The organism is Methylocaldum sp. GT1BB (genome assembly GCF_051027545.1).
Classification (GTDB): Bacteria; Pseudomonadota; Gammaproteobacteria; order Methylococcales; family Methylococcaceae; genus Methylocaldum.
On sequence record NZ_CP194902.1, the window covers coordinates 7,501 to 21,620 of the forward strand.

Sequence of the window (14,120 nt, forward strand, 5' to 3'; positions counted from 1 at the left end):
TCGATGGGCAGCTACAGGTGGCTGTCAACTGGAACCGCGACGCATTGAGCCAGGCAAAGGGGTTAATAACGGATTTGGCCGATAAAGAGCGATTATTGGTTTACAACGACAAGCTCGCCGAAACCATCAATCAATCACAACTGAAGCGATTCATACGACTCGGCTCTTTGATGCAACAACTATTCGCCTTGGCCAAGAGCAGATCCGAAGCTAACGGCGACCCTATCGCGGAAAACCGCGCGCTTATCTTAGTTTTGAGCGCATACGTTAACGGTAAAAACATCGTTCAGTGGCTTCCGTTAAATCACCAACCGGTAATTCCTTCCCGGCGCGAGGTTCTCCTTAACCGTCGCACGGATACCGCCCAACACTTCATGGCGTCAGCGGCTTTGGCGATGTCCGGCCACAGTACCTTGGCGAACATGATCGGCCTCGCCAAAGAAATGAATGATACCCACAGTGGCAGCGGTTTCAGTTTCACCGATTTAGCCGCCGATCATGCCGGCACACTGTTCGGCAAGACCGCAGTACGCTCGGAAGAAAAGGCACGCAGAGTACAGAATATTCTGAGCCAGAGTGCCGACGAATCTTTGTTTATGCCGAACATCAAAGACTTGCCGGAAAATTTGAGTCCCGCCGATTTCGCGCAACGTTTCAAGGACATCCAAAGTCCCGAATTCAATGCGTTGAAACAGCAGATCGAAGAGCGAATCCTGGCTTGCAGTCTCTATCAGCCGTAATCCCCCTAAGGCGCCGTAGACGAAATAATTATCCCTGTCGTGAATATAGCGATGTCCGGCGCGCGCAAATAAAAAAGCCAGCTCGAAACGAGCTGGCTTTTTGCGAAACGCCGACCGTTGCGGTTATTCGTAATTGAACGTCTTGTCCGCATAGCTCGGCAGGCGCGGCATTTCCTGTTTCGGGAACTCGCCGGTCAGAGCATTGAGGAAAGCTACAAGATCCCCGGTTTGCTCCGGCGTCAGATCTTTGTTCAACTGAAGCTTGGCCATGACTTTAACGGCGTCCTCCAAGTTCTTGACTTTGCCGTTGTGGAAGTAAGGCGCGGTCAAGGCGGCGTTGCGCAGCGTCGGCACCTTATACATGTGCTTGTCGGCTTCGTTCTTGGTCACGTCGTAACGGCCCAAATCCTTGGAAAAATCGTATTGGGCCTCGAGATAACCGTTCTGATAAGTGGGAAACTTCATGAAGAAACCCGTGCCCTCAGGCAATTGCGGGCCATTGAAAGCGGGCCCCGAATGACAGCTGCTGCAACCGACTTCGGCAAAAGTATTCATGCCCCGCACCTGCTGCGCGGTCATGGCATTCTTATCGCCGTTGACGTATCGGTCATAAGCGCTGTTCGGCGTAATCAGCGTCCGCTCGTAGGCGGCGATCGCCTTGGCGGCGTTATCGGCGGTAACGGAATCGGCACCACCGAAAGCAGCGGAAAACGCCTGTACATAACCCGGAATAGACTTCAAGCGAGCAACCACGTCGTCCCAGCTTTTCATGCCCATTTCGATCGGATTGGTAACCGGCCCCTTGGCTTGCGCTTCGAGGCTCGGTGCCCGCCCATCCCAGAATTGCACCGAATTGAAGGCAGAGTTCCAAACGGTCGGGGCGCTGCGCCCACCCACCTGTCCGCGCACGCCTACGGAGCCGCCGCGGTTATCCTCGCCGCCGCCCATCACATTGTGGCAAGAACTGCATGACACCGTGCCGCTAGAGGACAAACGGGGGTCGTGATAGAGCATTTTGCCCAATTCGACTTTAGCGGGCGTGCTCGGATTATCCGCGGGCTCCGGCGCCTTGCCCGGCAAAGCTTGCCACTCGACCGCCGCAGCAGTCATCGACGCCCCTGCCAGTGCCAGAGCACTGATTAGTAGATTCAGCTTAAACATAGAATGCTGCTCCTCTCTTCTATTTATTGGGTTCTTCGGCGACGGAAAGGCCGTCGCATCGCTCTATGGAGATAGGGGAAAACCCTTATATTGAATTACTTTGACAATTGCAACCGGAAGCACGGAACCGCACGAGCGCGAAGGCTCGAACCTTCGGAACGGTAAGAAACGGACGAGGCAGGAAATATCGCCGAGGGTTTCGCTACGCGGATCGCTTAGGCCGAAAGAAGACGGTTAGGGTAGGGTACGATCCGCGGCAACCAGCCAGAGCATTTTCGTACCTACCCTGCGGGAACTCGCGAGTAGGTCGGCAATCCTTTGCCGACCTACGAATACGTGAGTCGATTTACCCTGGCCGATGGCGCCAACGACGTCCGCCAAGCCTGTTATGCCGTATGAGCGAGATAAAAACGCACTAGTCGTGCAGCATCCCCTGGCGGACCACGAGATCCGCAACGCTCTCCAGTCCCTCGCCCGTCTTGAGATTGGTGAAGACGAATGGCCGCTCGCCGCGCATCCTCTTGGCGTCGCGCTCCATAACGTCCAAAGAAGCCCCAACATAGGGCGCGAGATCGATCTTGTTAATGACCAGGAGATCCGAGCGGGTAATGCCCGGCCCGCCCTTACGAGGAATCTTGTCCCCGGCGGCCACGTCGATGACATAAATGGTGAGATCGGCCAATTCCGGACTGAAGGTGGCGCTCAGATTGTCGCCGCCGCTTTCGACCAGCACGAAATCCAGCTCCGGGAAGCGATGGCATAGATCATCCACCGCTGCGAGGTTCATCGAAGCGTCCTCCCGGATCGCCGTATGGGGGCAGCCGCCGGTTTCCACGCCCAGAATGCGCTCTTCGGGCAACGCCTGGCTGCGGATCAGGAATTGCTGGTCTTCCCTCGTGTAGATGTCGTTGGTCACCACGCCAATCTCATAGCGCTCCCGCATCAGCTTGCACAAGGCGTCCACCAGCGCGGTCTTTCCGGAACCGACCGGACCGCCGACCCCCACTCTCAATACGTGTCGATATTGATCAGTCATTTCGTTGCTCTTATGAACGGAATAATCGCGAGTACTGCACCTCGTGACGGCTGCTGGCTAGAGCCAGGCCGAAGGCACTCCCGCCGATCTCGTCATCGCTCAGATCGAGCGCTGCCTTCACTCGCTCCGGAAGATGTTCCGCCAGTTGGCTTAGCAGCCGCTGTCCCGCCGCCTGGCCCAAGGGCACGAGCTTGACCGCGCACAAAACCTGGTTTTCCAGCCAACTCCAAAGGTAACCCAGCAATGCTTCGAACTTCGGGATCTTCCAGCTTACCGCCGCCAAGCTGAAACCCGTGGCGAGAGTGGCGGACGGGTGCCGTATCCAGGCCTCTGCCCTCTCGACGCTCAAGCCGACGAGAAGTCTCACCAAGGCTTGTCCACTCTGCCGGTCCTCCGCCCGCAACTCGCTCGTCTCTCGGCAGGCCAGAAGATGGATGCTCCAGCGCTCGACCGAGGCCACATCGCCTTCAGCCCAGGCATCGTAGAGGCGCGACAGACACGGCAAATCGGTTCTGGTTTGACAGCGTTCGAGAATGCCGGCAATCCACTCGCCCGCCTGCCGCTCATTTCCGATCCAACCGTCCTCTACCGCGCGCTCCAGGCCTTGCGAATAGCTGTACATGCCGATGGGCAGCGCCGGACTGACCAGTTGCAGCAGTCTCACCAGCCCCAGATCAGTGATCATGGTTGTGAGCCCCATGATAAGCCCCACGTTCCGGTTCGAAAGGCATCAACGCATGCTCGATCGTGAGCCCCAATCCTCGCACCATGTCGTCCAAGACGTGATCCCGCAGATAACGCAGTTCCCCACTATCGATTTGTAAAGCGACATGCCGGTTGCCCAGGTGGTAACAGGCGCGTGCGAACAATAGGGCATCGGCGGTCCGTACCACCGATACCGGCTCCGCCGCCGCGCGCACCAACACCACGCCGCCATCATCGGCTAGCAAACGGTCGCCGTCGCGAAGAACGGTACCGCGAGGGAGAAAAACGCCTGCTTCGGCCCCGCTGTCCAGGCGTACCAGCAAACGGGATTTCTGGCGAGCCTCGTAAAGCAGGGTCAGGGTGTCGTGATGCTCCGCTCCCGGCGGGGCCAATTCTGCGAGTCTAGTCATGCCCCAAGAATCAAAACAGGAAGTACCGTTGGGCCAAGGGCAGCACGTTCGCCGGCTCGCAGGCCAGCAATACGCCGTCCGCGCGCACCGCATAGGTTTGCGGGTCGACTTCGATTCGCGGCATGTAGTCGTTGTGAACCAGCTTGCCTTTACCGATGCTTCGGGTATTCGAAACGACGCCGACGAGCTTTTGAAGTCCAAGACGTTTCGCAACCTCTGCTTCGGCCGCCGCCTTCGATAGAAAGGTCATCGAGGTGGCCTGGCAAGCGCCGCCGTAGGCGCCGAACATGGGGCGATAATGTACCGGCTGCGGCGTCGGAATCGAAGCGTTGGGATCGCCCATCGGCGCCGCGGCGATGATCCCGCCCTTGATGATGAGACTGGGCTTCACGCCGAAGAAAGCGGGCGGCCACAGCACCAGATCGGCCAGCTTGCCGACTTCCACCGAACCCACCTCGTGGGCGATGCCGTGGCTGATGGCCGGGTTGATGGTGTACTTCGCGATGTAGCGCTTCACGCGGAAATTGTCGTGCCGCCCCTCACCCCCATCCCCTCTCCCAAAGGGAGAGGGGAGATATCCCCGCTGAATCTTCATTTTGTGGGCGGTTTGCCAGGTGCGCGTGATCACTTCTCCCACCCGTCCCATGGCCTGCGAATCGGACGAGATCATGGAGAATGCTCCGAGATCATGCAGAATGTCCTCGGCAGCGATCGTCTCCCGGCGGATGCGGGATTCCGCGAAAGCGACGTCCTCGGGAATGCTCGGGTCCAGGTGATGGCAGACCATCAGCATGTCGAGATGTTCGTCCACCGTATTGACTGTATAAGGTCGGGTGGGATTGGTGGAGGAGGGCAGCACGTTGGCTTCGCCGCAGGCTTTAATGATGTCCGGGGCATGGCCACCGCCGGCGCCTTCGGTGTGATAGGTATGAATGGTGCGCCCCTTGAACGCGGCGATCGTGTCTTCTACGAAGCCGGATTCGTTCAAGGTGTCGGTATGAATCGCCACCTGCACGTCGAAACGATCGGCAACCGAGAGGCAGCAATCGATAGCGGCCGGCGTCGTGCCCCAGTCTTCGTGCAGCTTCAATCCCATCGCCCCGGCGCGAAGCTGCTCCTCCAGCGCCTCCGGCAGACTGGCATTGCCTTTCCCGAGAAAGCCGATGTTCATCGGCAAGCCGTCCACCGACTGCAGCATGCGATGGATGTTCCAAGGTCCCGGCGTACAGGTGGTGGCGTTGGTGCCGGTTGCGGGGCCCGTGCCGCCGCCGATCATGGTGGTGATGCCGGACATCAGGGCTTCTTCGATTTGCTGCGGACAGATGAAATGGATATGCGCGTCGATGCCGCCCGCCGTGAGAATCTGGCCCTCGCCCGCGATGACTTCGGTGCCGGGCCCGACAACGATGTCGACGCCGGCCTGGGTGTCCGGATTGCCCGCCTTGCCGATCCCGGCGATCCGCCCGTTCTTGATGCCGACATCGGCTTTGACGATACCCCAATGGTCCACGATCAGCGCATTGGTGATGACCGTGTCCACCGCGGTTTCCGACGTGCATTGGCTTTGCCCCATACCGTCGCGGATCACCTTGCCGCCGCCGAACTTCACTTCGTCGCCGTAAACCGTCCGGTCTTCCTCAACCTGGATGAAAAGCTCGGTGTCCGCCAGCCGCACCCGGTCCCCGGTGGTCGGGCCGAACATTTCGGCATAGGCTTGCCTCCCGATCCGGCTCATAAGGCCCCCATGATCTTCTGTTGAAACCCGTAAACGCGGCGCTTGCCCGCGAACGGCACCAGCCGCACCTCGCGCGTCTGCCCCGGCTCGAAGCGCACCGCCGTGCCCGCCGGAATGTCCAGCCGATAGCCCCGCGCCAGATCCCGATCGAAACGCAAGGCCGGATTGGTCTCGAAGAAATGGTAATGCGAGCCCACCTGTATCGGCCGATCTCCGGTGTTCGCCACGACCACGGTAATGGCCTCGCGTCCCGCGTTCAGCTCGATCTCGCCGTCTTCGACGATGATTTCTCCGGGTATCATCGAGTCTCCCCCCTACAAAATCGGTTCGTGAACCGTCACCAGCTTGGTGCCGTCCGGAAACGTCGCCTCCACCTGCACCTCCGGAATCATCTCCGCCACGCCGTCCATCACATCGTCCCGGCTCAGCAGAGTGCGTCCGTATTCCATCAGTTCCGCGACGCTGCGCCCTTCCCTCGCGCCTTCCATGATGGCGGCGCTGAGATAGGCCACCGCTTCCGGGTAATTGAGCTTCAATCCCTTGGCCTTGCGCCGCTCGGCGAGCAGCGCGGCGGTGAAGAGGAGCAGTTTGTCTTTTTCGCGTGGGGTTAATTGCATGGCCGGTACTACATTCAAAAACGAAAATTCATGGGTAGGGTGGGTTAGACGCGCCTCCTTTGACCCTTCCCTTTACACTACCTTCGTGCGCGTCGTAACCCACCAGATTAGCCTTTGAGCTTGCCCCGAACGTCGCCGGTGGGTTACGGCACGCATCAAACTCGCGTCTCAACCGGAAAGGTAATCGGAAAGCGTGCCTAACCCACCCTACATTCAAAGGTCGTCAAGTCGCCCAAATCCTCGGCAAGCATGCCTTCCGGCCGATGACGTCCGGACGAACGGCCCGCCACAACTCGACCAACAGCCGGCGCAGCGGTTCGATCTGACTATCCAGTGCCCGGCACACCAGCAAACCGTCGATCAGCGTGGCTCCGAAGCCGGCTCGATCGCCCGCGATTGCCCGCACCGACTCCAGATTTTTCGGAAGCGCGGGATAGGCGAACAAGCTTGCGGCTATCGGCTGCCCCTGCAAGCCCCAGTTCGCGTTCAAAACCTCCTCATCCACCTCGAACCGTTCGATCAGCAGCGGCCGTCCGCTCACCCGCACCGACCAGCAAAACGCAGCCCTTCCCCGATCGAACGTTTCGCCGCTGGCCGGCCTACCGAGGCAAAAGCTTTCCCAGCCGATAAACCGCGCTGTTTCCGCCAAGTCCACGTCCACCTCCGAAACGACGCGAGCCCCGCGATAGAAAATCGACTCCTGCGGAAGCCATTCGAGCGCAGCGACGTCGTTCACCGCCAAACGCACCGTCTGCCGTGCCGGCATATCCTCGCTCCGATAGAACTTTCCCGCAGCGGGCGTGGTGATCAGAGCCCTACTCTCCTTTCCGGCCGTTGCCCGAATGTCCAGACGATCGCCCCCGACGACGCCGCCCGGCGGATGCAGAAGATACACGTGGCAAACCTCTCCTTCCGGATAAAACGGCCTTTGCACCGCAAGCGGGCCGCGGTGCCGCCGCTCCGCCAGGACGGTCCTGTCGCCTCGGGATTCGAAACCGAGCTTGAGTTCCGCCGCCCAACCGGGGCCTCCCAATTCTTGGGCCAACAAGCGAGCCGCCTAGCTTCCCGCCAGAAGGTAGACCCCCACCCCCGCGCAAAACGCTCCGAGCGCCCGACGCAGCAAATCCAGATTGCCGACGGCCGCACCGAGCAGCATACCCAATCCGTGCAAGACTGCGGTCGCGATCAAAAATCCCCCGGCGTAGTGAAACGCGCCCATGTCCCGCCCGATCTCCTCGGCATGGACATAGCCGTGGAAAAGCGCGAACCCCGCCGCCAAAGCGCCCGCGAGACCGTAGCCCGCGCGCCAGTTGACGACGAGAACCAGCCCCATCACGGCGACCGAAAGCGCCACCGCCATCTCGGCGGACGGCAAAACCAAACCGAAATGCTGTAGACCCGCCCCGACCGCCATCACGGTAACGAAGGATAGCGGTACGAGCAACAAGGCGCGACCGCCCAACGCGGCAGCCCAAACACCGACTGCGAGCATGGTCAGCAGATGGTCCGGTCCCATGAAGGGATGCGCGAATCCGGCAGTAAACCCGTGTATCGAATCCGCGCCGGTGTGGGCGAACACGCCTTCGGGCAGTGTGCCCAAGCTCACGATAACCGCCAGGCTGTGGAAAAACCGCTTACTCATAAATTCTCCCAAAAATCGAAATCGGTAATGGATCTACCAAGACCCTATCCCAGTAGGTCCCAAAAACCCTTCGACAGGCCGGTCCTGAGCCTGCCGAAGGGCTCAGGGCGAACGGGCTACTGAGATGGACTCTAAGCTACACGGTCAGATATCGCCGCACCAAATCTTCCGTCAATTCCGCCATGGCTCCGCCGGCGACGATGCGTCCCTTGTCCATGACCAGGAACCGGTCGGCCACGCGCTTTACGAAATGCTGTTTCTGTTCCACGAGGAGAACCGTTACCCCCATTTCCCGGTTGACGCGCACGATGGCATCGCGGATCTCGTCCGCCATCGACGGCTCGCGTTTCTCGAAATGGACCTCCTTCCCCCGCGCCCGGTTCAGGCGGATGATCACGTCGCCGATTTCGCTGACGATGTTGGGCTGTATGCCCTCGGTGGGTTCGTCGAGGATCAGCAGCTTGGGTCTCAGCACCAGCGCCCGGCCGATGGCGAGTTGCTGCTGCTGACCGCCGGAAAGATCGCCGCCCCGGCGGCGCAGCATGGTCTTGAGCACCGGGAAGATCTCGAAGATTTCCTCAGGGATGCGTTTGGACTTGTCGCCGCGCGCCCGGAGTCCGGTCCTGAGATTTTCCTCCACGGTCAGCATGGGAAAGATTTCCCGCCCCTGCGGGACATAGCCGATTCCGAGCTCCGCGCGGCGTTCCGCTCGGAGCGCAGTCAGCGAACGATCCTCATAGCGAATCTCGCCCGAGCGCGAGGGCAGCAGCCCCATGATGCATTTCAGCAGCGTGGTCTTGCCGACGCCGTTCCGCCCCATCAGGGCCACGCTGGACCCGGCCGGAATATCGAGACTCAGATCCCAGAGCGTGTGGCTTTCGCCGTAGTATTGATTCAGTGCGGCAACGCTCAGCATCAGGCCCCCAAATAGACTTCGATGACGCGCGGATCGTTCTGCACCTCGTCCATGCGGCCCTCGGTCAATACGGAGCCTTCGTGCAGCACGGTGACCTTGCGGGCAATCGAACGCACGAACTCCATGTCGTGCTCCACCACCACGACCGAGTGCTTCCCTTCCAGCGACAACAGCAGCTCGGCGGTCCGTTCGGTCTCCTGGTGGGTCATCCCCGCCACCGGTTCGTCGACCAAGAGCAGCTTGGGCTCCTGCATCAGCAGCATGCCGATTTCCAGCCATTGCTTCTGGCCGTGGGACAGCTCGCCGGCCCGCCGGTCGCGGTGGGCAGTCAAGCCGACGGTCTCCAGCACTTCGTGGATCGCATCCCGCTGCTCCCCGGTCAATCGCGCGAACAGGGTCGGCCACACCCGGCTGTCGGTGCGCATGGCCAGCTCCAGGTTTTCGAACACGGTTTGCTTCTCGAACACACTGGGCTTCTGGAATTTCCGGCAGATGCCGGCTTCGGCGATGGCCGGCTCGTCCAGTTCCAAAAGATCCAGGGTTTGGCCGAAATAGATCGTACCCTTGTCCGGCCGGGTCTTTCCGGTGATGACGTCCATCATCGTCGTCTTGCCGGCGCCGTTCGGCCCTATGATGCAGCGCAGCTCGCCTTCGTCGATGTACAGGGTCAGCGCGTTAAGCGCCCGGAATCCGTCGAAGCTAACCGTGACTTCTTCCAGATAAAGGATCGGCTTGTGCGCCGGCTCGATCCGGCGATCGGCGGCGGGTTGGTCATGCGCCGGAGCGCCGGGAATTTCCGCCTTTGCGGCGATCATGCGGCTTGCTCCTTTCGACGCCAAAACCCGGTCAGGCCTTCGGGGAGCAGCAAGGTGACCAGTACGAATATCGCCCCCAGGGCGAACAACCACATTTCCGGCAGCACGCCGGTGAACACGGTCTTGGCGTAATTCACCAGAATCGCGCCGACCACCGCGCCGTAAAGCGTTCCGCGACCGCCGACCGCGACCCAGACGACGATCTCGAGCGAGTTCAGCGGCGAAAATTCGCTGGGATTGATGATGCCGACCTGGGGCACGTACAAGGCCCCGGCGATGCCAGCGAGGACCGCGGAAAAGACGAAGACCCAGAGCTTGAACTGTTCGACCCGATAACCCAGGAAGCGCACGCGGTTTTCGGCGTCGCGGATCGCCGCGACCACCCGACCAAGCTTCGATTCGACCACCAGGCGGCTGGCCGCGTACGCCCCCATCAACGCAATCGCCGAAGCCGCGAACAGCGCCGCGCGCGTGCCGTCGGACTGCAAATTGAAACCCAGGATGTCCTTGAAATCGGTCAGGCCGTTATTGCCGCCGAAGCCCATCTCGTTGCGGAAGAATGCCAGCATCAGGGCGTAGGTCAGCGCTTGAGTGATGATGGAAAGATAGACGCCGGTCACCCGCGAGCGAAACGCAAGCCATCCGAACACATAGGCCAGCAGGCCCGGCGCCAAAGCCACCACGAGGAGAGAGAACCAGAAATGATCGAAGCCGTACCAATACCAGGGCAATTCCTGCCAGTTGAGAAAGACCATGAAATCCGGCAGTACCGGATTGCCGTACACGCCGCGTTCGCCGATCTGCCGCATCAGATACATGCCCATCGCATAGCCGCCCAAGGCAAAAAAAGCGCCGTGGCCGAGGCTCAGGATGCCGCAATAGCCCCAAACCAGGTCCACGGCCAGCGCCAGTAGTGCGTAGGTCAAGTATTTGCCCACCAAGGTCACGGTGTAAGTCGAAAGGTGCAAGGGCGACGATTCCGGCAAGGCCAGATTCGCTAGCGGAACGAGCACGGTTATGGCCGCCAGCATCGCCAGAAACGGAACGTCAACCGTCGATTTCCGCAATAAACCGAACGCCATGGATCAAGCCTCCGCTGCCCGGCCCTTCTGCGGGAACAATCCGCGCGGGCGTTTCTGGATGAATAGGATGATGAACACGAGCATCAGGATTTTCGCCAGCACCGCGCCGGCGTACGGTTCCAGCAGCTTGTTGGCGATCCCCAGCGAAAATCCGCCAATCAGGGTGCCCCACAAGTTGCCCACCCCGCCGAACACCACCACCATGAACGAATCCACGATGTACGACTGCCCGAGATTCGGTCCCACGTTGGTGAGCTGGCTGAGCGCCACGCCGGCGACGCCGGCGATGCCCGAGCCGAGGCCGAAGGTCAGCGCGTCGACCCGGTCGGTCGGAATGCCCATGGCTTTGGCCATGGCGCGGTTTTGCGCGACCGCCCGCACTTCCAGACCAATCCGGCTACGTTTCAGGACTTGCAGCAAGGCTGCGAACACCAGAAGGCAAAACATCAGGATGTAGAACCGGTTCAAGGTCAGCGACAACGCGCCGTTGATTTCCAGCGAACCGCTCATCCAGGCCGGCGTCGCGACGCTGCGATTCAGGGGCGAAAAGATCGTACGGACGAGCTGCTGAAGAAACAGGCTCACACCGAACGTCGCCAGCAGGGTTTCGAGCGGCCGCCCGTACAGAAACCGGATGACGCCGCGCTCGATGGCGATCCCGACCAGCGCGGACAGCAGAAATGCCGCCGGGATGGCCACGAACAAGGAAATGTCCAGATGCCCAGGCATCAGCTGCTGGACCACGTAGGTGGTGTAGGCGCCCAGCATCATCAATTCGCCGTGGGCCATGTTGATGACGCCCATGACGCCGAAGGTGATCGCGAGACCGATGGAGGCAAGTACCAGCACCGCGCCCAGGCTCAAACCGAAAAACACTGTCTCGGCCGCGCGATATACCGCCAGCTTGGATTCGATGGATTTGACGGCGACCTGCGCCGAGTGTCGAACGTCCGGGTCGGGCTCAAGATATTGTCCCGCGTCGTCTTTCTCCAGCAATTGATTCAGACGGTTGAGCGCATCCGGATTGAGGCTGCCGTGCAAGACATTGATGGCGGCGATGCGCACGGCCTTGTCGTCGCTGGAGAGATCGGCCAGAGCCAAAGCCGTTTCGATCGCTTCCGACACCTTGGCATCGGTTTCGGTATTCAGTCGGGCCCGCAGCAGTTCGAGGTTTTCTTCGTCCAGCGATTTGCTCATGGCCTCGACCGCCTTGAGCCGCTGAACAGGGTCGTCCGCCGTCAATTCGAGCCGCCCGAGGGTTTCGCGCAAACTCGTGCGCAGCGCATTGTTGACGCCGACCTTCTTGAGATCGAACTTGCCGACTATGCCCAAAGTTTCTCCGTCGAGGACGTTCACGATAGCCAGGCCGTCCTCGGCCGGATCGCCGAAAACGACGCTGCCGTCGTCCTTGCGGTAATAAAGCCGACCGTCGAGCAGAGCCCGCAACACGGGCGCGACCCTCGGGTCCTTGGTTTCGGCGAGCCGATCGACGGCTTCGCCCAATTCAGTCAGAGGAGCCTCCTTGAGCCGGGCCAATGCGTCGACGAACGGTCCCCCCGGCTCCGCCACCGCATTGCACAAGCCCGGCATCATCATAATCAGCATGGCGATACACCATCTGCTCATGCCGAAAATCAAAGGTCTCATCTCGTCTCCCGAATTCTTGAACAAAGTCTGGTCGCGAATGTTTCCGTCGCAGGGTGGGTTAGGCGCGTACCAGAAAACGTTTTCTGGCGGTCACTGGGCTATGAACGCGCCGTAACCCACCGATTCCGTGGCCTTGCCCGGTGGGTTACGGCGCGCGACACCACCAGCGAACATTGCGGACTCAGTGCAAGGCGCGCCTAACCCACCCTACGGCGGAACCCCGAGTCAAAACCTCGCCCCCGCCTATCCCGTATTCCGTTCGCCGCTGTCGTAGCCGGCGGGAGAGGGAGAGGTTTTGCGTCGGCCTATCCCCAGAAGAAACCCCATCGATCAATACTTCTGACCCGAACACTTCTTGGTCTTGGTGTTGTAGTTGCCGCAATTGATCGGCGCCGTCCACTGGGCGACGATCGGCTTGCTTTCCGGCAGGTAATCCGACCAGGCGTCGCCCTCGACCAAACTCTTGGTCTGCCATACGGTCTGGAACTGGCCGTCGTCCTGAATCTCGCCGATCAGCACCGGCTTGGTGATGTGGTGGTTCGGAAGCATCTTCGACACACCGCCGGTGAGATTCGGCGCCTCGATGCCGATGATCGCCTTGCCCACCGCGTCGGTATCCGTCGTGCCCGCCTTTTCCACCGCCTTGACCCACATGTTGAAGCCAATGTAATGCGCTTCCATCGGGTCGTTGGTTACCCGGCTCCGGTTCTTGATGAACTGGTGCCATTTGGTGATGAACGCGGCGTTCTCGGGCGTATCGACGCTCATGAAATAGTTCCAGGCAGCGAGATGGCCGACCAGAGGCTTGGTGTCGATGCCGGATAGCTCCTCTTCGCCGACCGAGAACGCGACGACCGGAATCGACTCGGCCGAAATGCCCTGGTTGCCCAGCTCCTTATAGAAAGGCACGTTGGCGTCGCCGTTGATGGTGGACACCACCGCCGTCTTCTTGCCCGCCGAACCGAACTTCTTGATGTCCGCGACGATGCTCTGCCAATCCGAATGGCCGAACGGCGTGTAATTGATCATGATGTCCTTGTCCTTCACGCCTTTCGATTTCAGATACGCCTCCAGAATCTTGTTGGTCGTTCTCGGATATACATAATCCGTGCCGGCCAGTACCCAGCGTTTGACCTTCAGATCCTTCATCAGGTAATCGACGGCGGGAATCGCCTGCTGGTTGGGCGCGGCGCCGGTATAGAACACGTTCTTCGACGATTCCTCACCCTCGTACTGAACCGGATAGAAGAGAAGGCCGTTCAATTCCTCCACCACCGGCAGCACCGATTTGCGGGACACCGAGGTCCAGCAGCCGAAGATGGCGGCGACCTTGTCCTTGGTCAGAAGCTCTCGCGTTTTTTCGGCGAACAGCGGCCAGTTCGAGGCGGGATCGACGACCACCGGTTCCAGTTTTTTGCCGAGCAAACCGCCTTTCTTGTTCTGCTCGTCGATCAGCATCAGCATGGTGTCCTTCAGCGTGGTTTCGCTGATCGCCATGGTGCCGGAGAGCGAATGGAGAATGCCCACCTTGATCGTGTCTTCGGCGCGCGCCTCCGCACCAAAAAGGAGCATGGCCGCCGACAGAGCCAAACAGAACTGTCGTAAGGATCTTGC

General features: G+C 60.3%; 15 protein-coding genes (1 of these 15 running past the window's edge). 1 reads left to right on the top strand and 14 read right to left on the bottom strand.

Annotation, left to right across the window (positions count from 1 at the left end; genetic code table 11):
* A protein-coding gene (locus ACR2TX_RS01255) for a hypothetical protein (RefSeq protein ID WP_434130948.1) crosses the window boundary here: on the top strand, window positions 1-740 show its 3' portion. 529 nt of this gene lie to the left of the window's left edge; 740 of the gene's 1,269 nt are visible here — the last part of the coding sequence; its start codon lies off the left edge, out of view; it ends in the stop codon at window positions 738-740.
* Window positions 741-863: 123 nt separating this feature from the next.
* Here ACR2TX_RS01255 and ACR2TX_RS01260 read toward each other — a convergent pair whose 3' ends face one another.
* From ACR2TX_RS01260 to urtA, 14 genes are all read right to left on the bottom strand, one after another.
* Entirely contained in the window at window positions 864-1,901 is a 1,038-nt protein-coding gene (locus tag ACR2TX_RS01260) for a cytochrome-c peroxidase (RefSeq protein WP_077731681.1), read from the bottom strand.
* Between the two features lie 415 nt (window positions 1,902-2,316).
* Window positions 2,317-2,937 carry an urease accessory protein UreG gene (ureG, locus tag ACR2TX_RS01265; RefSeq protein ID WP_086135683.1) on the bottom strand — a complete coding sequence of 207 codons (621 nt, stop codon included), beginning with the start codon at window positions 2,935-2,937 and terminating at the stop codon, window positions 2,317-2,319.
* Window positions 2,938-2,947: 10 nt separating this feature from the next.
* Complete coding sequence (locus ACR2TX_RS01270; protein WP_434132382.1) at window positions 2,948-3,622, bottom strand: urease accessory protein UreF; 675 nt, start codon at window positions 3,620-3,622, stop codon at window positions 2,948-2,950.
* Window positions 3,612-4,052: an urease accessory protein UreE gene (gene ureE, locus ACR2TX_RS01275; protein WP_434130949.1), complete on the bottom strand. Its 441-nt coding sequence runs from the start codon at window positions 4,050-4,052 to the stop codon at window positions 3,612-3,614. The genes ACR2TX_RS01270 and ureE overlap by 11 nt, the downstream gene beginning before the upstream one ends.
* A 10-nt stretch (window positions 4,053-4,062) precedes the next feature.
* Window positions 4,063-5,787: an urease subunit alpha gene (ureC, locus tag ACR2TX_RS01280; RefSeq protein WP_434130951.1), complete on the bottom strand. Its 1,725-nt coding sequence runs from the start codon at window positions 5,785-5,787 to the stop codon at window positions 4,063-4,065.
* A complete protein-coding gene (locus ACR2TX_RS01285; protein WP_077731675.1) occupies window positions 5,784-6,089 on the bottom strand; it encodes an urease subunit beta in 306 nt (101 codons plus the stop codon). The genes ureC and ACR2TX_RS01285 overlap by 4 nt, the downstream gene beginning before the upstream one ends.
* 12 nt (window positions 6,090-6,101) lie before the next feature.
* Complete coding sequence (gene ureA, locus ACR2TX_RS01290; RefSeq protein WP_077731674.1) at window positions 6,102-6,404, bottom strand: urease subunit gamma; 303 nt, start codon at window positions 6,402-6,404, stop codon at window positions 6,102-6,104.
* A 223-nt stretch (window positions 6,405-6,627) separates the two neighbouring features.
* Window positions 6,628-7,452, bottom strand: coding sequence for an urease accessory protein UreD (locus tag ACR2TX_RS01295; protein ID WP_434130955.1), 825 nt, complete (start codon window positions 7,450-7,452; stop codon window positions 6,628-6,630).
* Between the two features lie 9 nt (window positions 7,453-7,461).
* Window positions 7,462-8,046, bottom strand: a complete 585-nt coding sequence (locus ACR2TX_RS01300) for a HupE/UreJ family protein (RefSeq protein WP_434130957.1) — start codon at window positions 8,044-8,046, stop codon at window positions 7,462-7,464.
* Between the two features lie 136 nt (window positions 8,047-8,182).
* Window positions 8,183-8,962, bottom strand: a complete 780-nt coding sequence (locus ACR2TX_RS01305) for an ABC transporter ATP-binding protein (protein WP_077731672.1) — start codon at window positions 8,960-8,962, stop codon at window positions 8,183-8,185.
* Window positions 8,962-9,777, bottom strand: a complete 816-nt coding sequence (gene urtD, locus ACR2TX_RS01310) for an urea ABC transporter ATP-binding protein UrtD (protein WP_434130958.1) — start codon at window positions 9,775-9,777, stop codon at window positions 8,962-8,964. The genes ACR2TX_RS01305 and urtD overlap by 1 nt, the downstream gene beginning before the upstream one ends.
* Window positions 9,774-10,859: an urea ABC transporter permease subunit UrtC gene (urtC, locus tag ACR2TX_RS01315; protein ID WP_434130960.1), complete on the bottom strand. Its 1,086-nt coding sequence runs from the start codon at window positions 10,857-10,859 to the stop codon at window positions 9,774-9,776. Before urtC ends, urtD begins: the two co-directional genes overlap by 4 nt.
* 3 nt (window positions 10,860-10,862) lie before the next feature.
* Window positions 10,863-12,506, bottom strand: a complete 1,644-nt coding sequence (gene urtB, locus ACR2TX_RS01320) for an urea ABC transporter permease subunit UrtB (protein ID WP_434130961.1) — start codon at window positions 12,504-12,506, stop codon at window positions 10,863-10,865.
* A 330-nt stretch (window positions 12,507-12,836) separates the two neighbouring features.
* Window positions 12,837-14,078 (bottom strand): urea ABC transporter substrate-binding protein, encoded by a 1,242-nt coding sequence (gene urtA / locus ACR2TX_RS01325; RefSeq protein WP_434132384.1) that lies wholly within the window; start codon window positions 14,076-14,078, stop codon window positions 12,837-12,839.
* Between the last annotated feature and the right edge of the window lie 42 nt (window positions 14,079-14,120).

What these genes read in the sequence shown, in the direction of transcription:
- ureG (WP_086135683.1), bottom strand. Translation starts at nt 2,937, where the DNA reads ATGACTGATCAATATCGACACGTATTGAGAGTGGGGGTCGGCGGTCCG.
- ureE (WP_434130949.1), bottom strand. Translation starts at nt 4,052, where the DNA reads ATGACTAGACTCGCAGAATTGGCCCCGCCGGGAGCGGAGCATCACGAC.
- ACR2TX_RS01260 (WP_077731681.1), bottom strand. Translation starts at nt 1,901, where the DNA reads ATGTTTAAGCTGAATCTACTAATCAGTGCTCTGGCACTGGCAGGGGCG.
- ureA (WP_077731674.1), bottom strand. Translation starts at nt 6,404, where the DNA reads ATGCAATTAACCCCACGCGAAAAAGACAAACTGCTCCTCTTCACCGCC.
- ACR2TX_RS01300 (WP_434130957.1), bottom strand. Translation starts at nt 8,046, where the DNA reads ATGAGTAAGCGGTTTTTCCACAGCCTGGCGGTTATCGTGAGCTTGGGC.
- ACR2TX_RS01270 (WP_434132382.1), bottom strand. Translation starts at nt 3,622, where the DNA reads ATGATCACTGATCTGGGGCTGGTGAGACTGCTGCAACTGGTCAGTCCG.
- urtA (WP_434132384.1), bottom strand. Translation starts at nt 14,078, where the DNA reads ATGCTCCTTTTTGGTGCGGAGGCGCGCGCCGAAGACACGATCAAGGTG.
- ACR2TX_RS01285 (WP_077731675.1), bottom strand. Translation starts at nt 6,089, where the DNA reads ATGATACCCGGAGAAATCATCGTCGAAGACGGCGAGATCGAGCTGAAC.
- urtD (WP_434130958.1), bottom strand. Translation starts at nt 9,777, where the DNA reads ATGATCGCCGCAAAGGCGGAAATTCCCGGCGCTCCGGCGCATGACCAA.
- urtC (WP_434130960.1), bottom strand. Translation starts at nt 10,859, where the DNA reads ATGGCGTTCGGTTTATTGCGGAAATCGACGGTTGACGTTCCGTTTCTG.
- ACR2TX_RS01305 (WP_077731672.1), bottom strand. Translation starts at nt 8,962, where the DNA reads ATGCTGAGCGTTGCCGCACTGAATCAATACTACGGCGAAAGCCACACG.
- ureC (WP_434130951.1), bottom strand. Translation starts at nt 5,787, where the DNA reads ATGAGCCGGATCGGGAGGCAAGCCTATGCCGAAATGTTCGGCCCGACC.
- urtB (WP_434130961.1), bottom strand. Translation starts at nt 12,506, where the DNA reads ATGAGACCTTTGATTTTCGGCATGAGCAGATGGTGTATCGCCATGCTG.